Genomic DNA, 26637 nt, shown 5'->3' with positions numbered 1-26637 from the left:
AATTCAGAATTTATCATTCATAATTTATCAATTCCCAATTCATAATTCATAATTCCTATGAAAGCAGTCTGTTGGTACGGTGCTAATGATGTCCGGGTAGAGAATGTACCAGATCCAACAATTCTTAACCCCCGTGATGCGATTCTCAAAATTACATCAGCAACTATATGCGGTTCCGATCTGCATATATATGACGGATACATCCCAACGATGAAAGCAGGTGACATCATCGGTCACGAGTTTATGGGAGAAGTCGTTGATGTCGGTCGTGAAGTTAAGAAGTTGAAAAAGGGCGATCGCGTTGTAGTCTCTTCAATCATCGGGTGCGGTCAGTGTCACTACTGTCAACAACAGAAGTGGTCGCTGTGTGATAATTCCAACCCCAACGGTTGGATCAATGATAAGTTATTTGGTTTTGGTACGGCTGGAATTTTTGGCTATTCTCACGCTTTCGGTGGTTATGCAGGAGCTTTCGCCGAATACATAAGAGTCCCGTTTGCTGACTACGGTGCTGTAAAAGTTCCGGAAGGGATTCCTGATGAGAAAATACTGCCTATTTCTGATGCTTTTCCCACAGGTTATATGGGAGCAGAAATGTGCAATATTTCTCCGGGAGACACCGTAGCCGTTTGGGGTGCTGGTCCTGTAGGTTTATTCGCTATGAAAAGCGCCTATATGTTGGGTGCAGAAAGAGTGATTGCTATCGATCGAGTTCCCGAACGGCTCCACATGGCTCAAGAATTTGCCAATGCAGAAACTATTAACTATGAAGAAATCAGTGCAGGCGATGCTCTCAAAGAAATGACTGGCGGACGCGGTGCTGATGCTTGTATTGATGCTGTTGGGCTTGAAGCACACGGTATGGGTTTAGAAGGATTTTACGATGAAGCCAAACAAGCAATCAGGTTAGAGACCGATCGCCCCCACGTGTTGCGTGAAATGATTTTGGCTTGTCGAAAAGGTGGAATTTTGTCAATTATGGGTGTTTATGCGGGATTTGTAGACAAAATTCCCATGGGTGCAGCAATGAACAAAGCCCTAACTTGGAAAATGGGGCAAATGTTCGGTCAGAAATATATGCCCATGTTGGTGGACCGAGTTCTTAATAACGAAGTCGATCCATCCCTTGTTTTCAGTCATCGCTTACCCCTAGAGGAAGCCAAGCAGGGCTTTGAACTGTTTAAGCATAAGAAAGATAACTGTGTCAAAGTTCTGCTGAAACCATAAAGTTTGTTAGTGGTTAATGGTTAGTCGTTAATCGTTCTCATAACAACTAACAACTGACCGCTAACTACCAACCAAGTTCTGATTGTATAGGAGGAAATTGATGAAACGCTTACATCAAATTTTGACAGTTTTTTTAGTAGCATTGACCTTTTTTGTCATGCAAGCTTTTGGTTACGGTACACTGCAAGCACAAGCCGATCAAACCGTAACCAGTCCAGAGGGTATTTACTATAAAGCAGTACCCGGAGAAGCACGCAATGTTAACGGTACTGACAGGCTCAGAACTATTGATAACAACAATGCGGGTAATACAAATAACAACAGAAATGGCAACGATCTGATTGAAAATGCCAGACAAAATCTGAAACAAACTGCTGATAACGTCCGCAGCACGGTATCTCGCAATGTTAACGATGCTACCCGCAATCTGGGTGACAACGTGACAACCCCAGAAGGGACTTATTACAAATCAACACCCAACGCAGATAACTATAGCCGTAACTATAGCAATAGCGATCGCTACTCCCAGAATTCTGGAAATCCTTTGAAAGATGCTGCTGATAATGTTCGTGAAAAGCTCAATTTAGATGAGTCTCTTCCTCGCAGCACAAAAGAGTTTTTAAATTCAACTCAACAGAGAACTGAAAAGACAGTTAGACCTGTGACTCAAACACCAGAAGGTTATTATCAAGTACCTCCTCGGGCTCGATAAATCGAGATTAGGGAAAGGGGACTGGGGTTTCCTAGTTCCCCCTTATCCTCAGCTGCGGTGGTGTACACAAGTCTTATAGAGTGCATTAAAAGCGGTTTCGATCCCCCCTAACCCCCCTTAAAAAAGGGGGGAACTGAATTCCAATTCTCCCTTTTCACGATGTTTCATCTCTTTTTTAGAGATCTGTACACCGCCGTAGCTTATCCTCAGGGGGTAACCTCAAGTTTCCCTTTCCTACCTCCTCATTTCCTAATCACAAAGGACTATTGACATGAAAGCAGTTTGCTGGCAAGGTGCTAACAAAGTACAAGTTGATACAGTACCCGATCCAAAAATTTTGAATCCGCGTGACGCCATTATCAAAATTACCTCAACAGCAATCTGCGGATCTGACCTACACCTGTACGACGGCTTTATCCCGACTATGGAAAAGGGTGACATCCTCGGTCACGAATTTATGGGAGAAGTTGTTGAAATTGGCAGTGAAGTCAAGAGAGTAAAGGTAGGCGATCGCGTTGTTGTTCCTTTTACTATATCCTGTGGTAACTGCTTTTTCTGCCAACGAGATTTATGGTCGTTGTGCGATAACTCCAACCCCAATGGCTGGATGATAGAAAAAGTTATGGGTTATTCACCATCGGGTCTATTTGGCTACTCCCATTTATTTGGTGGTTATGCAGGCGGTCAAGCAGAGTACGCGAGAGTGCCATTTGCAGATGTTGGATTATTCAAAATTCCTGATGGATTAACGGACGAGCAAGTCTTATTTTTAACTGATATTTTTCCAACAGGTTACATGGCAGCAGAGAACTGCAACATCAAACCCGGTGATATTGTCGCCGTTTGGGGTTGCGGACCCGTTGGACAATTTGCTATCAAAAGTGCTTATATGCTAGGTGCTGAGCGAGTTATTGCCATCGATCGCATTCCCGAACGCTTGCAAATGGCACAACAACAAGCCAAAGCAGAAGTCTTGAATTACGAAGAAGTGAACGTCGGTGATGTTCTCAAAGAAATGACAGGCGGGCGCGGTCCCGATGCAGTTATTGATGCTGTAGGACTCGAAGCCCATGGAACAGATTTTATAGCGTTCCACGATCGAGTTAAACAAGTGGTACGCCTGGAAACAGACAGACCAAGCGCATTAAGACAGGTTATTCTAAGTTGCGGTAAAGGCGGTCATGTCTCCATTCCCGGTGCTTATGGTGGCTTCTTAGACAAAATCCCCATGGGTGCAGCCATGAACAAAGGCTTGACCTTCAAATCGGGACAAACACACGTACACAAGTACTTGCGTCCTTTACTTGAGCACATTCAAAATGGTGACATCGATCCCACCTTTATCATTACCCATCGTTTGCCTTTAGAACAGGCACCCCATGGATACGAAATTTTCAAGCACAAAAAAGACAACTGTATCAAGATTGTACTTAAACCGTAATGGCTAATGGCTAATGGCTAATAGCTAATGGCTAATAGCTAATGGTGAGTCCAGCGCTGTAGGCGATGAGACCAGTGCCATAAGCGGGTTTCCCGCGACCACCGGGACTGGCGTATAGCCCTTACGGGCATAGCAGAAGGCAACGCGGAGCGTGTGCCTTGCACATAGTGTCTCCGCTTCTGAGATACAAGGGAGGGCTAATTGTCAATCGCAATTAGCAATTAGCAATTAGCAATTAGCAATAAATTATGTTTGATTCCTTCAGAAAAGAACTTTCTCGCCGCAATCTTTTAAATAAAGCAGGTTTTGGCTTTATGGCCCTTGGTGTCACTGGAGCTATGGGGTATATTATTAAACCCGCTCGGACTCTAGCCCAAGCTGGACCTGCACCATCTAAAGAACCTTCTTTGCCTCCTGAGAAAAAGCTGGGATGGGCAGTTGTAGGGTTGGGTAAGTTTGCTACCGAACAAATCATGCCTTCATTTGCTGAGTGCAAAAGGTCAAAACTGGTCGCCTTGGTGAGTGGCGATCGCGCCAAAGCAGAAAAGTATGCACGACAGTACGGTATCAACTCAAAAAATATTTACGACTATCAAAGCTACGATAATCTTCGCAATAACCCAGAGGTAGATGTAGTCTATATTATCTTACCTAACGGGATGCACGCCGAATATACTATTCGTGGCGCACAGGCTGGTAAGCACGTTATGTGTGAAAAGCCAATGGCAAACACTGTCGCAGAATGCCAAGCAATGATTGACGCAGCCAAAAAAGCAAACCGTAAGTTAATGATTGCTTATCGCGCTCAGTATGAACCCTACAACCTAGCCGCGATTCAACTTGCTCAAAGTGGCAAACTGGGAAAATTAAAAGTTGTAACTTCTGACCACGGACGTATTCTTGACCCCAAAGACCCTGCAGACGTTTGGCGCATGGACAAAAAACTAGCAGGTGGAGGTTCTCTTTACGATATTGGTATTTACAGCTTGCAAGCGGCAAGATACATTACAGGTGAAGAACCCACAGAAATTACTGCCTTTACCTACAGCACTCCAGGAGACACCCGCTTCCGTCAGGTTGAAGAAAATGTTAACTTCACGTTACGTTTTCCCAGTGGTGTGCTTGCTAACTGTACTTCCAGTTATGGTTACTCCAATACGAAACGCATTCAAGTTTTTGGGTCTGACGCAGTTTTAGAATTAGACCCAGCTACAGACTACTATCAACACCGTCTGTATATTAGCCGAAATAATCGAAGGGAAGAGCAAAACATTGAAGAGAAAAACCAGTTTGCTCTAGAAATAGATCACCTTTCTGAGTCCATTATGACAAACAAGCAGCCCAAGACTCCTGGTGAAGAAGGCTTGCAAGATGTCAAACTCATGAACTTAATTTACCAAGCAGCTCGTACAGGCGAAAAGGTAAAAGTTTGAACAATAGTTTAGTTGTTAGTTGTTATTCTCATAACCACCAACAACTAACCATTAACCACTAACGATCTTGAGGAAACACATATGCCAGATACAACTGTTAAGAAAATAGATTCAGCTCATTCCCCTAAAGGCGAACAGGGTCAAAAGTATCTTGCTTCCGGTAAGACTGTTTCAATGCGCCTTTGGGAAAATGAACAACCCAATGAACCTAAAGAACCAACTTCACGGGAATACGAAACTGTTGGTTATGTCATTAGCGGTCGTGCTGAGTTGCATATTGAAGGACAAATGGTTTTGCTAGAGCCTGGGACTTCATGGGTCGTACCAAAAGGAGCGTCTCACACTTACAAAATCCTAGAGTCATTTACAGCTGTTGAAGCAACTAGCCCACCGGCTCAAGTCCATGGAAGGGAAGAGAATTAAGGAACTTGTGAAGAAGGCAGATGGCAGCTGGCAGATGGCGTGCAATATGGTAAAGGCTTCAACCCACTACTCTCCCTTGTTCGCCCTATCTCAGGAGCGGAGACGCAATGTGCAAGGCACACGCTAAGCGCAAAGCGCACGCTCCGCGATGCCTTCTGCTATGCCCGTAAGGGCTATACGCGTTGCGAAGCTATGCCCGCAGGGCTATACGGGTTCGCCAGTCCCGGTGGTCGCGGGAGACCCGCCTACTTTCTCTGGACTCACCAATTGTTTGCCACCCTCCGGGTTCGCCAGCCCACCCGGCGGGAAACCCGCACGTGTGGCTGGACTCACCAAATCAATAGATTATGGTGCAGGGACCGTTACCCTTGCTCCCTTGCGGTCACGAGAAGTACAAGGGCATTACATAGCTGCCCTCTGCCCGCGATCGGGGCTGCCTTTTGTTAAAAAAGAACTCAAAATTTCTTGTAGGGCGGGCGTCCTCTCCCGTTCCACAAGATGAATGATTTAACATAAGTTCGACGATATCTCACTCTCTGCGTCTCTTGTTAGAAACTACGATCTACACACAACTTAGGTTTACCTCCCTAAAATAGAAAATTATTTTTTCATAGGCGATAATTCACCTAAACTCTCACCCATTTCAACACACTTGGGTTCTTGTTATAGCAGTACGTCAAGCCGTCCCTAGTAGTGATAGAATTTCCTTTGCTTGCCTTACTTCTGATAGTGCTAATGGAATAGTTAGTTAATTCACTTATTTCCTTATGAGAAAGCCCTTCACTTGTGATTGCTTCCGTCAATATTTGTGATTGACTTTGCGACTCATTATTGGGCGTGCTTTGAATATTTATTGTTTTTTGATTTCGATATTCCTGCACAGTCACAAGTTGCCACCTGGAATCTTGTGAAAGTTCTAAAACCCATTGATGATAATCAAACAGACTTTCTCTATGCCCTACACTAATAAATGTTGTTTTCGTTGTTTGTAATTGTTGATATAAACTTCCTTCATTTTTCAAATCCAAGGCACTTGTTGCCTCATCTAATATTGTGAACCTGGGATGAGTAACTAATAGTCGTGCGAAAGCAAGGCGTTGTTGTTCTCCTAAGGACAATATATTTTCCCAAGGAACTTCTGTATCAAAGCTTTCAATTCGACTGAGCAAATTTTGCAGGTTAACTTGTTGCAAAACTTCTTTAAGCTGTGCGTCGGTCATGTGACGATTTGTCTTGGGATAAAGCAACTGTTCGCGCAAAGTTCCTAAGATGATGTAAGGACGTTGGGGTAAAAACAATACTTCTTCTAAAGGAGGTCGCACCAAACGACCGGTTCCTGCATTCCACAAACCTGCAATCGCTCTCAATAAAGAGCTTTTACCGCGACCACTCGGTCCAACAATTAATAAACCTTCCCCTGGCTGAACAGCAAGTGACAGATCTTCGACAATGACCTGTTCATAGTTAGGTGTTTGTAGAGTGACATGCTCAAAAGCAAGATGGTTTTCTTCTATTGTCTTAATTGTACTGGCATTTTCTGGTTGTTTAGTGACTTCTTCTAAAGCGTCAGAAAAATCAGATAAACGTTGAACGTAACTAGAAAACCGCCCAGAAGTCCCAAATTCATTAATCAATTCTGCCAAAGCATTAGCAAATAAGCTACAAGCTAAAGAAGCTTGGCTAATTTCGCCAAACCCCATTTCACCTCTAATATCTAAAGGACCAAATATGATAATTGGAAATATTTGAATTACTGCTTGATATCCTCTATTAAAAATGTCTTTATTTCTTTCCCATGTCACCTTACGTTTGACAACTTTCATCAAATTACTAAATCGGCGTTGAATGATATTTGATTCTTGGTGTTCTCCTTGAAAGAAAGCTATTGATTCAGCATGAGTACGAACATGAGTTAGTGCATAACTGTAGTCAGCTTTTAATTCGAGTTCTTCTTGATTAATTTTATTAAATTCTTGAGTTATGTAAACTGCAATCAAATTTCCTATTACCGTATAAGCAATTAAAATAATTGCAACTTGTTGAGAAATTGACCAAAGAATTATTAAAAAAGCTGTCATTTCCAGTACTTTCTCTAGGAGAGTTGCTGAAAAGTTGAGAGCATTGTTAGCAATAGGTTCGATTTCTTGAGCTAGACGTTGATCGGGATTATCTATATCGGATGTAAAGTTAATTTTATAATAAGCTCGGTTGCTGAAATATTTTGATAAGACGTAATTATTTAGCCATTGATACCAATCTAGAGCAATTTGTTTTCTAACAAATTTAGTAAATCCTACCAAGAGCGTTACTAAGACAAGGGCTATGCCGTAAATCCATAATGTATTAAAAAATTTAGTAAAATCCTTTTCTTTAGTGATGATATCGATTAAATAACGACTAACAAAACTATTAAAAACAGTTACACCTACGAGAGTGATGATTAATAAGATTAGGAGAATAAGCATTCCCCATGCTTTAATTACATCTGTAAATGCTCTTTCACCTGGCTTTGTTGGATACCAGTAATTTCCCGCGATCGCTTTTACATCGTTCCAAAATTGAATAAAAGCTGATAAAGCATTTGTTGATGCTTGACTTTGAATAACTTGAGTTGCCATATCTTAGAAACAAAATCAGATTTTTTGCGATAAACAATTAAGTCCTGAGAGCAAAATTCAAAATTTTACCGAACCTCCAGTAATTAGAGGATGTTTTAAAAGTCCTTTCATCAGAAGCAAAACATTCAAGCTTCCACTAAATTCCCTAATTCATGGAGAATTTAAGAGTATTTCCCCCCCCCAATTTATCGGCTACGGTAGTGTACACATCTCTGGAACAAAGCCAAAATCATCGTAGATCCCCCTAAATCCCCCTTTTCAAGGGGGACTTTAAGAGTATTTTCCCCCCTTTTTAAGGGGGGCTAGGGGGGATCGCTGAGTACCTAAAATCACAGCCAAGCACTTTTCAAACAATCTCTTAGTAAGCATATTGGCAATTAGATTTTGGCTTGCTCAATAAAAGCTTTTAACCGTTCGGCTAAAACCCGAACGTAAGGTTGAGTCATCATCGTGGTATGGTTGCCAGGGACAAACTGGACATCCACTGGTGCAACAGAAAACTTATTCCAGCCCCATGCCGAATCTTGCAAGAGATCGGAAGGTAATTCACCTATAGGTTCTTCAACAGAAGTTTCGCTGGAGCGTAACAAAGCAATTTGTGTTGGATAAACCTGTTGTGGTACATAATTCATGAGAGAGTTAGTTTTCAGAACTTGCACTAGATTGTTAAGCTGTATAATATCAGCATCGGGAGGCAGAATATCAACCATTTTTAAACGCTGTAGAACGTATTTTAGTTGCTCCTCCCAAACCAAAGATTGAAAAGTATCGTCAGAAATCTCCAAGTTCTTCGCTAAGAAACGTTCTATCGATCTGGCAAACTCAGCCAGCCATCTAGCATCATCCCAATCAAAACCTATTGGCTTTTCTTGGTAAAACGGTGCTGTACTGTCAAGAATGGCAACTAGAGCAACTTCATGTCCCTTGTGAAGTAACTGTTGAGCCATTTCAAAGGCTATTTTCCCTCCAAAAGAATGACCTGCTAAAAAATATGGTCCTTGTGGTTGAATATCTTGTAGTGCTTGAACGTAATGGGTGGCTATATCCTCAACTTTAGTGAGAACTGCAAAGCTATTGGCTTGGAAACTGTAAAATGGTTGGTCTTGTCCCAGACAACGAGCTAAATTATACAAGTAGAAAGGAGTTCCACCAGCTCCTGGAAGGCAAAACAAAGGTGGCTGAGAACCATTTGGTTGAATTGCTACCAAACAAGATTCACTAGAGTCATTCAAATCTTTTTGGACAATTGTCGCCAACTGTTCGATAGTGGGATTCTGCAAGAAGGTTGCTAAGGGAATATCTTTACCAAGCTGCTGTTTAATTTGCGCCATTAAGTGGAGAGCTACAAGCGAATGACCACCGAGGTCAAAAAAGTTATCTTGTACTCCTACCTTGTCAATTTTAAGAATCTTTAACCAGAGTTGAGTGAGTTGCAGTTCTAAGTGGTTGCGAGGTGCAACGAATCTATCAGAATTACTGGTGCTAGAAGGTACAGGTAAAGCACGGCGGTCTATTTTGCTGTGAGTAGTTAATGGCAGTTCTTTTAGGAAAACAAAAGCATTAGGTATCATGTACTCTGGCACCTTTGTTTTCAGGTATTGTCGCAGTTCTCTGTTTGTCAGTGTCACCTCTTGTTGTGGCACAATGTAAGCGACTAAGCTTTTATCGCCTGGGGTATCTTCACGGATGATGACACAGCATAGTTGCACACCGTCATGTTGGCTTAGTACTGCTTCGATCTCACCTAACTCGATCCGAAAGCCCCGAATTTTGACTTGATTATCAATGCGTCCCAGGTATTCAATGTTGCCATTTGGTAAATAGCGTGCTAAATCCCCTGTTTTGTACAAGCGGGAATTTTGATCGGTGCTAAACGGGTTGGGAATGAATTTCTCTTTGGTCAATTCTGGAAGGTTAAGGTAGCCTTGTGCCAAACAGTTACCACCAATATACAACTCTCCTGGCACACCCACAGGTACTGGTTGTAGGTGAGGATCGAGAATGTATACAGTTTTGTTAATTAAAGGACGACCAACAGGAACTGTGGTGAGATTGGTGTCTTCACCGAAGTGAGGGGGAATTTCAAACAGGGTTGCTGTGATAGTTGCTTCTGTGGGACCATAAGCATTGACCAAACGAACATCAGACATTGGGATCTGTTGCCAAACAGCAACGTATTTAGGCAACATCGCTTCTCCACCAACAATTACAAGTCTCAGTTGACTGCTCCCATCTCGCACTTGTGTTGTCGCCCACTCTTGAGCTAATTGTTGCCAATAAGCCGTTGGAAGATTAACGACAGTAAGTCCAAAATCGGAAATTATTTGATGTAACTTTGTTGGAGTCCATACATCCGCACCTCGAACCAACAAGGTCGCGCCAACCATCAGTGTAGGAAATATCTGCTCCCATGAGGGATCGAAGTTGATTGAGGCAAACTGGAGCACGCGATCGCTTGGCCTAAGTGCAAAAACCTCTTGCATAATACAGCAGTGGTTGGCGATCGCACCATGTGAAACCATAACTCCTTTAGGTCTGCCTGTAGAACCAGAGGTATAAATTACATAAGCCAAGTTAGCTGCTTGTACAACACTAATGGGATTTTCCTGGCTCTGCTTGGAGATGAGATGCTTATTGGTATCCAAACGAACAAGTTGCGTTTGATACTCAGGCAGTCTTTCTACAAGGTGCTGCTGGGTTACTAGCACCGCAACTTGAGTATCTTCTAATATAAAACTCAAGCGGTCTTGGGGATAGTCTGGGTCAAGGGGTACACAAGCTCCACCTGCTTTAAGAATGCCAAGCAGTCCCACCAACATCTCTAACGAACGTTCTATACACAACCCAACCAGTACATTTGCCCCCACACCCAATGAGCGCAAGTAATGTGCTAATTGATTGGCACGAGTGTTCAACTGCTGGTAGGTCAATTGGCGATCGTTACAGACCACTGCTACTGCATCCGGGGTACGCTCAACCTGCGCTGCAAATAACTCATGGATACACTTATCTTGAGAGTCATCTGCTTGAGTGTGGTTCCATTCAACTAATAACTGGTGTTGCTCGTGTTCGGAAATAAGAGATTGCAACTCGTAGCGCCCTTGTGGCTGGTTTGCCATTGCTACTAAAGCGTTGAGATAGTATTCGCCAATTCTATTGATTTGTTCGGGGCATAACTTTAACGCATCGTACTGAAGTCGTAGTTCTACCTCAGATGACTTTGGATTCACACTAAATTGAGCAGCAAACGTGAAATTGGTTTGTTCAAAAAATTTCACACCCAGTAGTTGCAAATTATCCAGTTCCAACACCTGTTGGTAGACATGAAAATGCACAAAGTTAAACGCCGTCTCAAATAAAGGCTCATCACCCAAATTCCTTTGGATTTCTGCTAGTGGATAGCGGCGGTGCGGTAACATTTCTCGTTCGGCGGCAAACACTTGCTGTACTAACTCTATCCATCTCCCTCCAGTCAATTCCAGGCGGAATGGCAAAGTATTGAGGAATAGTCCCAGGACTCGCTCGCCATCACTTTGTTCGGGTCGCCCGTTTGCGACTAAACCTGTTAGTACGTCTGACTGACCGCCCAGAAGACTTAACACTCGCAGATGAGCAGCCAACAGCACACTCTTAAGTGGAACTTCTGCGGATTGAGCCAGTTGTTTTAAGCTTTCAGAAATTTGTGGAGATAAAGTTACGTCTTGTACGCCAACTTCTATAACATTAGTATTTGTTGGTACAGAAGACCAGCGAAGTATTTTAGTGAAAGTGCTGTTTTGTAGCTTCTCATTCCAGTATTGCTGAGTTGACGATGAAACGATCGCTTGTTGCTCTAAAGCGACAAAATCTCGGTATGCAATACTTAATGGTGGCGATACACGATCGGCTTGTTCGCCTAAAAGTGATAAATAACGACTAAACAACTCAGTCATCATTGAGGAAACACTCCACCCGTCTAAAATAGCGTGGTGGCAACTCAACGTGAGATTAAATGTCTCCCGTGTACGACGATGAACAACAAAGCGTAATAGAGGAGGTTGAGTCCAATCAAAATGCCGTTTCTTTTCGGCTTCAAACCAAGCAGTTAGGGCTTCTTCTTGCTGGGAATGATTCAAGTGACACCAATCCTCTACCTGCAAGGGAAGCTCAACTTGCTGGTGAACTAATTGCAACGGAATACTGAAGTTACTTAGGTCGAATGAAGTCCGCAGTAAAGCATGATGACTGACTAAATCTCGGACAGCGACCTGCAAAAGTCGAACATCAAGACGAGTTTTGAGATAAAAGCTGCTAATTTCGTGATATAATGCGCTATCTTTGTTGTACTCACTGTGGTAGAGCATTCCCATTTGCAGCATCGCAAGGGGATAGGCATCTTCTACACCATCAGGTAAGTGTTCTTTATCAGCGATCGCAATTAAGCTAAATGGTTGAGTTGATGATAATTGTGTAAGGTTCTGCGCTTGGGTTTTGAGTTCTTGAACTAGCGCATGAATTGTTTGATGTTGGAATAGCTGTGCAAGAGAGATACCCAAACCTTGTTCTTTAGCTTCAGACAGCACTTGAATGCTACGAATAGAATCTCCACCTAAAGCAAAGTAGTTATCATGAATACCGACTTGCCCGACACCGAGAACTTTAGCCCAAATAGCAGCTAATATTTTTTCTTCTCTCGTGCTGGGCGCGACAAACACATCTTCTAGTTCTGGTCTGGCATTATCAGGTGCTCTTAAAGCGCGACGATCTATTTTACCATTTGCTGTCAGTGGTAGAGATGCTAACTGTACAAAAGCACTTGGCACCATGTAGCTTGGCAGTTGGTTGCTAAGGAAGCGACGCAATTCTGGGGTTGTAAGAGATTGTTCCTGCTGTGATACTACATAAGCAACCAAACGTTTATCGCCCGGTTCGTCCTCTCGCACTACTACTACGTTTTCCCATACATCTCGATGAGTTGCCAGTAATGCCTCAATTTCTCCCAACTCAATGCGGAAGCCCCGCACCTTCACTTGATTGTCGATGCGTCCTAAATACTCTAGCTCTCCATTCGGCAAATATCGCGCCTTATCTCCTGTTTTGTATAGTCTTGCTTGCGGGTTTTTGCTAAACGGATGAGAAATAAACCTTTGTTGTGTGAGTTCGGGACGATTGAGATAGCCACGCGCTACCCCTTCCCCACCAACGTACATTTCGCCCCCAACACCAATTGGTACTGGTTGAAGATTTTCATCTAGGACATATACTTGTAAGTCGGGGATCGGACGACCGATAACACTGGCTGTACCCTGCAAATCGGCTTTGCTCAATGGGCGATAGGTAACGTGTACGGTTGTTTCTGTAATCCCGTACATATTTACCAATTGGGGTCTTGTGTCGCCGTGTCGCTCAAACCAAGGTTGCAAACTCAACAGTTCTAAAGCTTCTCCACCAAAAATAACCAGGCGCAAGTTTAACTCGCGAGTCGTTATCATTGATTGTTCGGCTTGGATTAACTGGCGGAAAGCGGAAGGTGTTTGATTGAGAACTGTAACTTTTTCTTGACACAATAACTGGTAGAAAGATTCAGGCGATCGCGTCACCAAATAAGGCACGACTACCAGTCGTCCACCATAGAGCAATGCACCCCAAATTTCCCATACGGAGAAGTCAAAGGCGTAGGAGTGGAACATTGTCCACACGTCATCGCAATTAAATTTATACCAAGCTTCTGTAGCGGCAAACAGACGAGTGACATTAGAGTGATTCACTAATACGCCTTTGGGCTTACCTGTAGAGCCTGATGTGTATATAACATAAGCTAAGTTATTAGCGATCGAATCACTAGTGGGATTATCTTTACTTCTAGTAGATATACTTTCCCAATCTGTATCCAAGCAGACTACACACGCCCCATGTTCTGGTAGCTCAGCGAGTAATTTCTCTTGACTCAACAATACCCGCACTTGTGAATCATTTAGCATATAAGCCAAGCGTTCTTGGGGATATGTTGGGTCTAAAGGTACATAAGCCCCACCCGCTTTGAGAATGCCTAGTAGTCCCACGACCATTTCTATTGAGCGTTCCACACACAAACCAACAAGTGCATCGGCTCCCACGCCCAAGGAGCGTAAGTAGTGAGCTAACTGGTTAGCACGACAGTTTAATTCCCAATATGTAAGTTGTTGATTTTCATATACAACCGCTACAGCATTTGGTGTACGCCTTACCTGCTCCTCAAATAACTGATGAATGCACTTATCTACAGAATAAGCAAGGCTGGTATCGTTCCACTCGAAAATTAACTGCTGTTGCTCGGATGGTGTCAGCAAGGGCAATTGTGCTAAGTGCTGCTCTGGGTTAGCAATAATACCTTCAAGCAATGTTTGAAAATGACCCAACATTCGAGCAATCGTTGCATCATCAAAGCGACTGGTATCGTAGCTAATTTTTACCAACAATTGTTCGCGGGCGATCGCAACTAAAGTTAGGGGATAATTAGTTTGTTCAATGCCGTGAATATTCTCTAGGTCGAAACCGTAATTGTGCGATCGCATTGTTGCATCAACAGGATAGTTCTCGAAAACAACAAGACTCTCGAACAAAGACATTTCTCTGGGAACTTCGCTAAGACCTTGAATATCTGCTAGCGAACTGTATGAGTATTGCTCAGACTCAACTTGTTGCGCCTGTAAATCCTTTAGCAAATCTAGTAATTGAGTATTTGCTGAAACTTGAACTCGCACTGGTAACGTGTTGATAAATAGCCCTACCATCGACTCAATACCCATAAGCGATGGCGGACGCCCAGACACAGTCGCGCCAAACACGACATCTGTTTCTTGGCTGTAACGACACAGTAGTATTGCCCAAACTGCCTGTATTAAATTACTAATTGTCAATTGATGCTGTCGTGCAAAAGACCCAACTGCGGCTGTTGCTGGTACTGTTAAATGAATTTGCTGTTCGCTGTAGCCAATGTTGCCATTTTCCCGGTTTGGCAATAGTTTATCCACCGCTAAAGGAGTGGGGGCGGTAAAACCTTGAAGTTTTTGCCTCCAGAATTTTTCAGCTAGAGTTAAATCTTGTTTCTGTAGCCAAGCAATATAGTTGCGGTAGTTTGGAGTTGATTGATAGTGTAAACTTTCACCCTGAGAAATTGCTTGATAAAAATACAGCAAGTCTTTGAAAACCAAAGGTAACGACCAACCATCAAGCAATAGATGATGATGACTCCAAACGAATTGATAGCTATCAGTACTCAACTGAATCAGATACAAGCGCATAAGTGGTGCAACAGACAGTTGAAAACCTTGTTGTCGCTGTGACTTTAAGAAAAGCTCTAATTGCTGTTGCTGTTCTCGTGCAGATAGCTCTTGCCAGTTATAAACCTCTACAGTAACTTTGACTTGCCGATACACAACTTGCAGTGGCTGGGACAATTGCTCCCAAACAAAACCAGTCCGCAAAATTGAATGCCTCGCTACCAACTGCTGCCAAGCTTTTTCAAATGCTTTGACATCCAAATTCCCTGTCAGAGTGCAAATGACCTGCTCGAAATAGACTCCTGAGTCTGGAGCATACAAACTCTCAAACAACATACCCTGTTGCATGGGAGAGAGCGGATAAATATCCTCAATGTTTTGCCAGTGAGTTTGTTCCAGTCCTTGTTTCAATGCTGGGCTTACTAACAGTTGGTCTAGTTTTCGTTGGTTAAGCTTAATGAGTGGGAAATCAGAAGGTGTGTAACCGCCATTTTGGGGATCTAAACAATAGGCAATGAGTTCTTGTAATGTTTTGACAAATTCTCGTGCTAAATTCTCAATTGTCGCGTGTTGATGGACATTTTTGCTGTAAATCCAATTTATTTGGAGTCGTTCTTCGGAAATGATACTGCTGATGTCTATTAAATGAGCGCGGTTATTGTTTAAACTATGCTCAACTCCAGCAGATTCATTAGCTAACTGCATCCAAGTAGATGTGTTCAGAACTCTATCGAATTGACCCAAATAATTGAAGCTAATTTGGGCTGGTGGGAACGCCTGTAGTTTAGTAACGATTTCTGAATCTTGGCTCAGATAACGCAATAACCCGTAGCCAATGCCTTTGTTAGGAATAGCACGCAGTTGTTCTTTGACAGATTTTAAAGCATCCACCGGATTTTCTGTTGCTTCTAGTTCCACAAGCACGGGGAAGATGGTTGTAAACCAACCGACAGTACGTGACAAATCCACACCATCAATAATATCTTCCCGCCCATGACCTTCTAGGTTGAACAGCGCACGGTTAGAATTTGTCCATCTTCTTAAAACCAGTACCAAAGCAGTTAGGAGGACATCGTTAATTTGAGTGTTGTAAGCTTTTGGCACATCTTGCAGTAAAGCAAGAGTTTCAATCTCATTTAACGACACTAATACCGTGCTGGTAGATGCAACAGTGTTTATTCCTCGCATACAGTCAATTGGAATAGAAGGAACTGAGGAACGAGATTCGTTTAGCCAATAAACAACCTCAGATTTGAGAGTTTCTGACTGTGCATATTCTGTTAATTTGTAAGACCAATCCTTGAAAGATGTTGTCTTCGCAGGAAGCACAATTGCTTGACCTTGAGCAAGTTGCTGGTAAGCTGTTTGCAAATCTTCTAATAAAATCCGCCAAGAAACACCATCAATCACCAAGTGGTGAATTGCTATGAATAATCGCGCCCTTTTGTCAATACCCAGAGCGAAAAAGGCAACCTGCACTAAATTTTCTGATAGATTTAAACTTGCTTGAAGGGAAGCGGCGTTAGCTTCAATTGCTGCTTGTTGTTCGCTCTCTGGAAGTGCCGATAAGTCTATCTGAGAGAAAGCAACGTTATCATTCGGAGTAGAGTGAATTTGTTGCCAAGTAAACTCAGACTGTGTAAAACACAAGCGTAGAGCATCATGATGTACGAGCAATTGTTGCAAGGCTTGCTTTAATAGCTCTGGCTTGAGGTCAGATGGTACTGAGAGCAGAAATGCTTGATTAAAGTGGTGCGGTTGGGAGAGATTTTGCTCAAAGAACCAGTGTTGAATTGGTGTAAGAGGTAATGTACCTGTGATTAATCCTTGTTCTACCTCGATCGCTTTCACTGTACCTGCTACTGCTGCCAACTGCGCGATCGTTTGATTTCCAAACAGTTGCTTGAGGGTCAGTTGCAACCCTGCTTGCTTTGCTTTGGCAAGAATTTGAATACTGAGGATGGAATCTCCACCGAGTTCAAAGAAGTTATCATGAATACCTACTTGTTTGACTCTCAGAACTTCTGCCCAAATCTGCGTTAGTATTTCTTCAATATGATTGCGTGGGGCTACAAAACTTTGTTCTACTAACCCGTGTGAGTTTGGTTCAGGCAAAGCGCGACGGTCTATCTTGCCGTTGGGAGTTAAGGGTAAAAACTCTAGGATGACGAAAGTATGTGGCACCATATACTGCGGCAGTTGCTCAGAGAGAAAGGAGCGCAACTGGCTTATAGAGGGTGCAAAGCCTTGCTTCGGTACTACATAAGCAACTAGGCGTTTATCGCCAGGAGTGTCTTCACGGGCGATGATACAAGATGCTTGCACATCGCTATGTTGGCTCAATACTGCTTCAACTTCTCCCAACTCGATGCGGAAGCCACGAATTTTTACTTGATTATCGATACGTCCTAGGTATTCAATGTTACCATCTGGTAAATAACGTGCTAAATCTCCAGTTTTGTAGAGGCGGTCAGTATTAAAGAGGTTAGGAATGAATTTTTCTTGTGTTAATTCTGGCCGATTGAGGTAGCCGCGTGCCAATCCCGCACCACCAATGTGTAACTCTCCTGGAATACCTATGGGAACTGGCTGTAGATATTGGTCAAGAATATAGATTTGCGTGTTAGAAATTGGGCGACCGATGGTTGGTGAAGTGGTTGCGCCTTGTTCTACCAAGCTATATGTTGAGTAAGTGGTGTCTTCTGAGGGACCATAGAGATTGAATACACGCTTGACTTGACTGCGCTGATAAATTTGCTGCACAAGTTGATTTTGCAGAGGTTCACCAGCTAAATTAACTGTGCGTACTTGCTGTGGTAGATTATCATCTTGAATTAACTGTGCGATCGCAGAAGGAACGGTATTAATCAGAGTGACTTGGTTGGCAGCAGTTAGAGTGGATAAGTGCAAAGCATTTTGAGCTAAGATGACTTTTCCACCTACGCTAAGAGTCACAAACAACTCAAAAACCGACAGGTCAAAACAAATAGAGGTAGAAGCTAAGACACCAGCAAGTTCTTCTTTTGTAAAAATCTCTTTTGCCCAACTCACCAAAGCCACAGGACTGCGATGCTCGATAGCAACTGCTTTTGGTCTACCTGTAGAACCGGAGGTATAAAGTACATAAGCTAGGTTTGATGACGTTACTTCGCTGACGTTAGGAATTTCGCTGGTCTGGGCAAACTCGCAAGCTCCAGTATCCAAATAGACAATGCGAGCTTGATGCTCGAGTAGTTTCTTACTTAGATGCTGTTGCGTAAGCAACACTGAAACTTGAGCATCTTCTAACATGAAGCGCAGACGCTCAGTAGGATACTCAGGATCGAGTGGCACATAAGCCCCACCCGCCTTGAGAATACTCAGTAACCCTACAACCATTTCTATGGAGCGATCGACACAAACACCTACAAGCACATTTGGTTTTACACCCAAAGACCGCAAGTCATGCGCCAATTGATTAGCACGAGTGTTCAACTGCTCGTAGGTCAATTGTTCGCCTTCAAACACAACTGCTACTGCATCCGGAGTACGTTCAACCTGCTCCTCAAATAACTGATGGATGCACTTATTCTCAGGGTAATCTGCCTGAGTATTATTCCACTCCACTAATAACTGTTGTTGCTCGGTCGTTGTCAGTAAAGGTAATTGGGAAATTCGCTCTTGGGGGTTAGCAACAATACCTTCGAGCAATGTGACAAAACGATCGGTCAATCGCTTAATGGTGGAAGCATCAAATAAATCAGTGTTGTATTCCCACGCACCGACCAGTCCGGTAGGCGTGTTCTCCATTCCTAAAGTTAAATCAAATTTGGCCGTTCCACTCTCTACCGCCAATGGACTGACAGTTAACCCAGCCAAATCTAATTGATATTGAGAATTATTATTAAGTACAAACATTACCTGAAACAGAGGCGCATGGCTGAGATCTCGTTCTGGCTGCAAAGCCTCTACTAGCATTTCAAAAGGTAAATCCTGATGAGCATAGGCGTCTAGAGCCATTTCCCGCACACGAGCTAGTAACTCGCTAAAGCTAGGATTGCCTGAGACATGAGTACGTAATACTAGTGTATTGACAAAAAAGCCAATTAACCCTTCTAATTCAGAGCGATCTCGGTTGGCAATCGGTGAGCCAACTAAAATATCTTCTTGTCCTGTATAGCGATAAAGTAAAGTATCAAATGCTGCCAACAGTGTCATGAACAAGGTTACTCCTTGCTCTTGGCTGAGTTTTTTCAGTTTTTGAGTTAACTCAACAGAGAGTGCAAACTTTTGATATGTGCCAGCAAAGGTTTGCACAGCAGGTCTAGGTCTGTCTGCGGGCAGTGTTAATAAAGTTGGTGCATCTGCCAATTGTTTTTGCCAATAATCCAATTGGCTTTGCAATACATTACCTTGCAACCACTGTCGCTGCCAGAGCGCAAAGTCTGCATACTGAATTGGTAGTGGCGTTAAGGGTGAAAGCTGACCTTGAGAATAAGCAGTGTACAGCGATGCGAGTTCTTGAACAAATACACCCATTGACCAGCCATCCGAGACAATGTGGTGCATACACACTAATAAGGCGTGTTCTGTCTCGGATAGGACTATTAATGTTGCTCGAACTAATGCTTGTGTTGCCAATTCAAACGTTTGAGTAGCGTGTTGTTGCGCTAATTGTTGTGCAGCTATTTCTTGTTCGGCTGTAGATAAATGCTGTAAATCAACAACTGATACTGTCCAATTCCTTTGCGTTTGAATAATTTGAGTTAGCTGTCCATCAACTGCAATGAAGTTGGTGCGTAAGGCTTCGTGGCGAGCAATTATTTCTTGTAAGCTTTGTTCCAAGGCAGATTGATTGAGAGTCCCAACAATACGTAAAGCTATGGGGATATTGTATAAGGCAGTGTTCGGCTCGAACTGGTCTAAAAACCACATCCGTGTTTGAGCAAATGATAGTGGTAATTCTGCATCTTTTGCCCGTCTTAAAATCGGTGGGGAAATCAGTTCTTTGTTTTGTTGTTGTAATTGCCCGATCGATTGTGCTAATTCGGCAACTGTTGCTTTTGCAAACAACTCTCGTAATGGTAGTTCCACTTTGAAAATGTTGCGGATGCGTGAAACTAGTTGCGTTGCTAGTAGCGAATGTCCGCCAAGTTCAAAGAAGTTATCATAAATCCCCACTGCCTCTACTTTTAACACCTGTGCCCAAATTTGTACCAGTATTTCCTCCACAGGTGTGCGTGGGGCGACATACTTTTCTAGTCGCGTGCTGTCTAACTCTGGTTTGGGCAAAGCGCGACGGTCTACTTTGCCGTTGGGAGTTAGCGGTAAGGACTCCAAGATGACGAAAGCACTTGGCACCATGTACTCTGGGAGTTTTGTTTTTAGGTACTGCCGTAGTTCGCTAATTGTGGGTGTAGAGTCTTGATGTGGCACTATGTAGGCGACTAGGTATTTATCAGATCTGGTATCTTCACGGGGAATGACACAAGATGCTTGCACATGGCTATTTTGACTGAGTGCGGCTTCAATTTCTCCCAGCTCAATGCGGAATCCGCGTATTTTTACTTGATTGTCAATACGTCCTAAGTATTCAATATTGCCATCTGGTAAATAACGTGCCAAGTCCCCTGTTTTATATAATTTTGAATTGTCAAAAGGGTTGTTAATAAATCTTTCCTGAGTCAGTTCGTCACGATTGAGGTAGCCTCTTGCTAGCCCCACGCCACCAATATGCAACTCTCCCGGCACACCCACGGGTACTGGTTGTAAATTACGATCTAGAATGTAGACTTTTGTATTAGCGATCGCTTTCCCAATGCTTGGTGATATCTGCTCTTGTTCTTTGGCAACTACCAGCCCAGAAGTTGTAACAACAGTATTCTCGGTTGGACCATAATTATTCACGACTTGGAAGGGAATTAACTCTGATGGATATTGATGAAGCTTATCTCCACCAGTTAGGATAGTTCGTAAAGCCAAACCTTCAGTTGGCCATGCCAAAGACAAGAATTCCTGAGCTAGTGGTGTTGGCAGGAAACTGATAGTAATCTTGTTGGAAATCAGCCAGTCTCGTAGATTTTCTAGGGAACTAAGCAGTTGAGATTTGACTAAGTAGATGGTTGCTCCTGCGGTGAGGTAAGGCCATAATTCCCAAACCGCAGCGTCGAATGCTGTTCCTGCTAGCTGAGTAGCTTTGTCTGAGGAAGTGATTTCAAAGGCGCGTTGGTGCCAGAACACCAAATTTAACAACCCTTGATGAGCAATCAGCACTCCCTTAGGTTGACCTGTAGAACCAGAGGTATAAATTGTATAAGCTAAATGAGTTGCTTGTGTCTCAGGGATTGGATTGTCCTGACTGAACTGAGAAATTATCTCAGCCTTAGTATCCAAACAGACAATCTGTGTTTTCTGCTGAGCTAGTCTATCAACAAGTCGCTGCTGGGTCAACAATACTGGAGCTTGAGCATCTTCGAGCATAAAGTGCAAACGCTCGGTTGGGTACTCGGGGTCAAGTGGTAAATATGCTCCACCCGCCTTGAGAATGCCTAATAGTCCCACGACCATTTCTATTGAGCGTTCCACACAAATACCCACCAGTACATCTGCTCCTACTCCCAAAGACTTGAGGTAATGTGCCAACTGGTTAGCACGGCAATTTAACTGGTGATAGGTAAGTTGTTGCTTTTCAAATACAACTGCTACAGCATCAGGGATACGGTCAACCTGTTCCTCAAACAACTGATGAATGCACTTATCTAGGGGATAATTAACACTTGTATCGTTCCACTCGACAAGTAATTGCTGTTGCTCAGATGGTGTCAGTAGGGGTAGTTGGGAAATTTTCTGTTGTGGGTTAGCGATAATACCCTCAAGTAATGTCAAAAAATGACCCGTCATGCGCTCAATGGTATTAGCATTAAACAAATCAGTGTTGTACTCCCACACACCTACTAGTCCATTGGAGGTCTTCTGCATTAATAAAGTTAAATCGAACTTGGCAGTTATACCTTTTACTTTTAGGTGATTAACAGTTAATCCAGCTAACTCCAATTCAGATAGAGAATTATTCTGGAGTGAAAACATCACCTGGAACAGTGGTGTATGGCCCAGATCCCGTCCTGGCTGCAATGCTTCGAGTAGCATTTCAAAAGGTAAGTCCTGATGAGTATATGCCTGCATTGCCATGTTTCTAACACGATCCAATAATTCGCTAAAGCTCGGATCGCCTGCCAAGTCAGTACGCAGGACCAAGGTATTGACAAAAAAACCAATTAACCCTTCGATTTCAGAGCGATCGCGGTTAGCGATGGGAGACCCCACCAATATATCTTCTTGTCCCGTGTAACGATAAAGTAGTGTATCAAATGCTGCCAACAACGTCATGAACAAGGTGGCTCCCTGCTCCTGACTTAGTTTTACCAATCTATTAGTTAACTCAACTGATAGTGGAAATTCTTGATATGCCCCAGAGAAAGTCTGCACAGCAGGTCTGGGTCTATCTGTGGGTAGGGGCAATAAAGTTGGTGCATTTGCTAGTTGTTGCTGCCAGTACGAGAGTTGACTTTGCAATACATTCCCTTGCAACCAATGTCTCTGCCATAAGGCGAAATCTGCATACTGTACAGATAGCGGTGCTAAGGGTGACGGCTGACCTGTTGAATAAGCATTGTAGAGCGATGCTAGTTCTTCGATCAACACGCTCATTGACCAGCCATCAGAGACAATGTGGTGCATACACAGCAATAAAACATGTTCTGTCTCGGACAGCACTACCAATGTTGCCCTAACTAACGCTCCGTGTTCCAAGTCAAACGCTTGAATCGCTTGTTGTTGCGCTAATTGCTGTGCGGCAATTTCTTTTTCACTGTTTGTTAAATGTTGCAACTGGACAAAATTAACAGTCCAATTCGTCTGTTGTTGAATAATTTGAGTTGGTTTTCCATCAATGACGATGAAGTTGGTGCGTAAAGCTTCGTGACGAGCAATGATTTCTTGTAAGCTTTGTTCTAAAGCAACTTGATTGAGCGTTCCCAGAATACGCAACGCTATAGGTATATTATAAAAAGAACTATTTGGTTGTAACTGGTCTAAAAACCAAAGACGCTGTTGAGCAAACGACAGTGGTAATTCAGTATTTTCTGACCTAGGTACAATAGGTGGTGTATGAAGTTCTAAATTCTGTTGCTGTAATTGCGCGATCGATTGAGCTAATTCAGCAACTGTAGCGGCAGCAAATAACTCTCGCAATGGTAGTTCTACTGTAAAAATGTTGCGGATGCGTGAAACCAGTTGCGTTGCTAATAGAGAATGTCCGCCTAATTCAAAGAAGTTATTGTGAATGCTCACTTGTTCTACTTTGAGAACTTGCGCCCAAATTTGTGCCAGTATTTCCTCAACAGGTGTGCGTGGGGCGACATATTTTTCCAGTCGCGTACTGTCTAACTCTGGTTTGGGAAGGGCGCGACGATCTACTTTGCCGTTGGGAGTTAGCGGTAAAGACTCCAAGATGACGAAAGCACTTGGCACCATGTACTCTGGAAGTTTTGCCTTGAGAAACTGACGCAATTGGTTAGTCGTAAGCGATTCATCACTCACGACTGCATAAGCAACCAAACGTTTATCGCCCGGTTCATCCTCTCGCACTACCACTACGTTTTCCCACACATCTCGATGAGTTGCCAGTAATGCCTCAATTTCTCCCAACTCAATGCGGAAGCCCCGCACCTTCACTTGATTGTCGATGCGTCCTAAATACTCTAGCTCTCCATTCGGCAAATATCGCGCCTTATCTCCTGTTTTGTATAGTCTTGCTTGCGGGTTTTTGCTAAACGGATGAGAGATAAACCTTTGCTGTGTCAGTTCGGGACGATTGAGATAGCCACACGTCACTCCTTCCCCACCAACATACATTTCGCCTCCGACACCAATTGGTACTGGTTGAAGATGTTCATCGAGGACATACACTTGTAAGTCGGGGATCGGACGACCGATGACACTGGCTGTACTGTGCAAATCGGCTTTGCTCAATGGGCGATAGGTAACGTGTACGGTCGTTTCTGTAATCCCGTACATATTTACCAATTGGGGTCTTGTGTCGCCGTGTCGCTCAAACCAAGGTTGCAAACTCAACAGTTCTAGGGCTTCTCCACCAAAAATAACCAGGCGCAAGTTCAACTCGCGAGTCGTTGTCATTGATTGTTCGGCTTGAATTAACTGGCGGAAGGCGGAAGGTGTTTGATTGAGAACTGTAACTTTTTCTTGAGACAATAACTGGTAGAAAGATTCAGGCGATCGCGTCACCAAGTAAGGCACGACTACGAGTCGTCCACCATACAGTAATGCACCCCAAATTTCCCATACGGAGAAGTCAAAGGCGTAGGAGTGGAACATTGTCCACACGTCATCGCAATTAAATTTATACCAAGCTTCTGTAGCGGCAAACAGACGAGTGACATTAGAGTGATTCACTAAAACACCTTTGGGCTTACCTGTGGAACCGGAAGTGTAGATGACGTATGTTAGGTTATCTGGTGTTACAGTGTTTGCAGGATTCGAGTTGCTGTTTTGCGCTATCTTTTCCCAGTCGGTATCCAAACAAACTACACGCGCCTGGTGTTTGGGAACAGACTCTACTAATTGCTGTTGGGTTAATAGCACTGAAAGTTGAGCGTCTTCTAACATAAAGCTCAAACGCTCAGTCGGGTACTCTGAATCAAGTGGTACATAAGCACCACCTGCCTTGAGAATCCCCAGTATGCCCACAATCGTTAAGGGCGATCGCTCTACACACAACCCGACCAGCACATCGGCTTTCACACCCAAAGACCGCAAGTAATGCGCTAATTGATTAGCGCGAGTATTCAACTGCTGATAAGTGAGTTGTTGATTACCAAACACAACTGCTACTGCATCAGGTGTACGTTGAACCTGCTCCTCAAATAACTGATGGATACACTTATCCTGGGAATAGTTTACTTGAGCGCTGTTCCACTCCACCAATAATTGATGACGTTCTGCGATGGTCAAAAGTGGTAATTCTGCAACTCGCGCTTTGGGATTGGCAACAATAGCTTGTAATAAAGTTTGAAAGTTTTGAGCTATGCGGGCAATGGTTGCCGCATCAAATAAGTCTGCACTGTAAGACCATACGCCTTCTAAACCTCCTGAAACTTCCCAGTAGTTGACTTCAAGATCGAACCTGACCATTTCATCAAGTGGCAAGGACATTTTCTGGAAGGTTAAACCGGGCAAATCCCAAAAAGACTGTGAGGCATTCTGTAGGGAAAACATCACTTGTACTAGGGGATTGCGGCTTAAATCTCGTTCTGGTTGCAGCTTTTCCACCAACATTTCAAAGGGCAAGTCCTGATTGGCATAAGCTGATAATGTGGTTTGCCGCACTTGCGCTAAGAAGTCAGCAAAGCTGGGGTTGCCAGATAGATCGCCCCTTAATGCTATAGTATTAGCAAAAAAACCTATGAGCTGCTCGACGCTCTTGTTGTTGCGGTTAGCTATGGGAGAGCCAACAATAATATCTAACTGACCGCTGTAACGAGAGAGTAAGACCAAAAAAGCTGCCAGTAGAGTCATAAATAAGGTTACATCTGACTCTTGGCTCAACTGCTTGAGACGTTCTGTAAGAAGGCGATCCAGTTTAAACCGCTCAATGCCACCTCGGAAGGTCTGAACTGGAGGACGTGGTTTATCAGTAGGTAATTCTACTGTAACAGGGGCATCAGCTAACTTTTGCTGCCAGTAATTCATCTGGCGTTCCAGAACTTCGCCTGTCAACCACTGACGTTGCCAAACTGCAAAGTCAGCATACTGAATGGGTAATTCTGGTAGTGGGTTGGTCAATCCTTGAGTAAAAGCTGCATACAGTTGGGATAAATCATTTTTGAAGATGTTCAAAGACCAGCCATCGTAGATGATGTGGTGCATCTTCAACAGCAGTACAGACTCCTGCTCGTTGAGTTGGAGTAGAGCGAATTGTATTAATGGCCCAACAGCTAGATCGAAGGGGTGGGACGCAAAAGATTGTGCTATTTGCCCGATTTGGTAAGTTTGCTCCTGGGCTGACAATTCCCGTAAATCATGGACGGGCAAAGTTAAGGCAGAGGGACCAATCACCTGTACGGGTTGCCCGTCTGCTATAGGAAAAGTTGTTCTTAAGATTTCATGGCGGCGAATGAGTTCGCTCAAGCTCTGCTCTAGTGCAACTATATTCAGCGACCCATTTAGTCTTTGAGCATCGAGCAAATTATAAGAACGACTGTCTGGTGACAAATGGTGCAAAAACCAGAGTCGCTGTTGAGCAAAAGACAGGGGTAGCTTACCATCCCGCGATACTCTTTGAATGGGTAATTGATGAGATGTTTTGACCTGCTTTGCTTGCTGTAAAAACAGGATAATTTCTGTTTTACGTGCAGCTATTTCTTGACGTAGTGTAGGAGTTAACGCCCCTTCAGGTGCATGACAGCGCAAGCGATTGCCATCTACCTCTAGTTCTATACTTAAGTTTGTCAGGTGACGAACAAATTCAACAATGCTGTTAGTCATG

At 43.4% G+C, this 26637-nt stretch carries 8 protein-coding genes; 5 read left to right on the top strand and 3 right to left on the bottom strand.

What is annotated here, in order from left to right; translation table 11 throughout:
• Positions 1 to 57 precede the first annotated feature (57 nt).
• The 5 genes from AB0756_RS03495 to AB0756_RS03475 all read left to right on the top strand — a co-directional run bounded on the left by AB0756_RS03495 (position 58) and on the right by AB0756_RS03475 (position 5236).
• Complete coding sequence (locus AB0756_RS03495) at positions 58 to 1227, top strand: zinc-dependent alcohol dehydrogenase (protein WP_038083018.1); 1170 nt, start codon at positions 58 to 60, stop codon at positions 1225 to 1227.
• A 100-nt stretch (positions 1228 to 1327) separates the two neighbouring features.
• Positions 1328 to 1939 (top strand): hypothetical protein, encoded by a 612-nt coding sequence (locus AB0756_RS03490; RefSeq protein WP_038083017.1) that lies wholly within the window; start codon positions 1328 to 1330, stop codon positions 1937 to 1939.
• Between the two features lie 271 nt (positions 1940 to 2210).
• Complete coding sequence (locus AB0756_RS03485; protein ID WP_038083016.1) at positions 2211 to 3380, top strand: zinc-dependent alcohol dehydrogenase; 1170 nt, start codon at positions 2211 to 2213, stop codon at positions 3378 to 3380.
• A gap of 248 nt (positions 3381 to 3628) precedes the next feature.
• Positions 3629 to 4813 (top strand): Gfo/Idh/MocA family protein, encoded by a 1185-nt coding sequence (locus tag AB0756_RS03480; RefSeq protein WP_038083015.1) that lies wholly within the window; start codon positions 3629 to 3631, stop codon positions 4811 to 4813.
• An 81-nt stretch (positions 4814 to 4894) separates the two neighbouring features.
• Positions 4895 to 5236, top strand: coding sequence for a cupin domain-containing protein (locus AB0756_RS03475; protein ID WP_038083014.1), 342 nt, complete (start codon positions 4895 to 4897; stop codon positions 5234 to 5236).
• Positions 5237 to 5440: 204 nt separating this feature from the next.
• On the opposite strand, the gene AB0756_RS03470 is transcribed toward AB0756_RS03475, so the two are convergent.
• The 3 genes from AB0756_RS03470 to AB0756_RS03460 all read right to left on the bottom strand — a co-directional run bounded on the left by AB0756_RS03470 (position 5441) and on the right by AB0756_RS03460 (position 26636).
• Entirely contained in the window at positions 5441 to 5569 is a 129-nt protein-coding gene (locus tag AB0756_RS03470; protein WP_408103979.1) for a hypothetical protein, read from the bottom strand.
• A 293-nt stretch (positions 5570 to 5862) separates the two neighbouring features.
• The gene (locus AB0756_RS03465) at positions 5863 to 7854 is read right to left on the bottom strand and encodes an ABC transporter ATP-binding protein/permease (protein ID WP_038083013.1); all 1992 of its coding nucleotides are present in this window, start codon (positions 7852 to 7854) and stop codon (positions 5863 to 5865) included.
• Positions 7855 to 8231: 377 nt separating this feature from the next.
• On the bottom strand, positions 8232 to 26636 hold the full coding sequence (locus tag AB0756_RS03460) for a non-ribosomal peptide synthase/polyketide synthase (RefSeq protein ID WP_408103978.1): 18405 nt from the start codon (positions 26634 to 26636) through the stop codon (positions 8232 to 8234).
• Between the last annotated feature and the right edge of the window lies 1 nt (position 26637).

Origin of the sequence: Tolypothrix campylonemoides VB511288_2 (assembly GCF_045999855.1) — a bacterium.
GTDB classification, from domain to species: Bacteria; Cyanobacteriota; Cyanobacteriia; order Cyanobacteriales; family Nostocaceae; genus Scytonema; species Scytonema bouteillei_A.
Note: the sequence above shows the minus strand (reverse complement) of the source record. Positions and strands in the feature narration are given on the sequence as shown.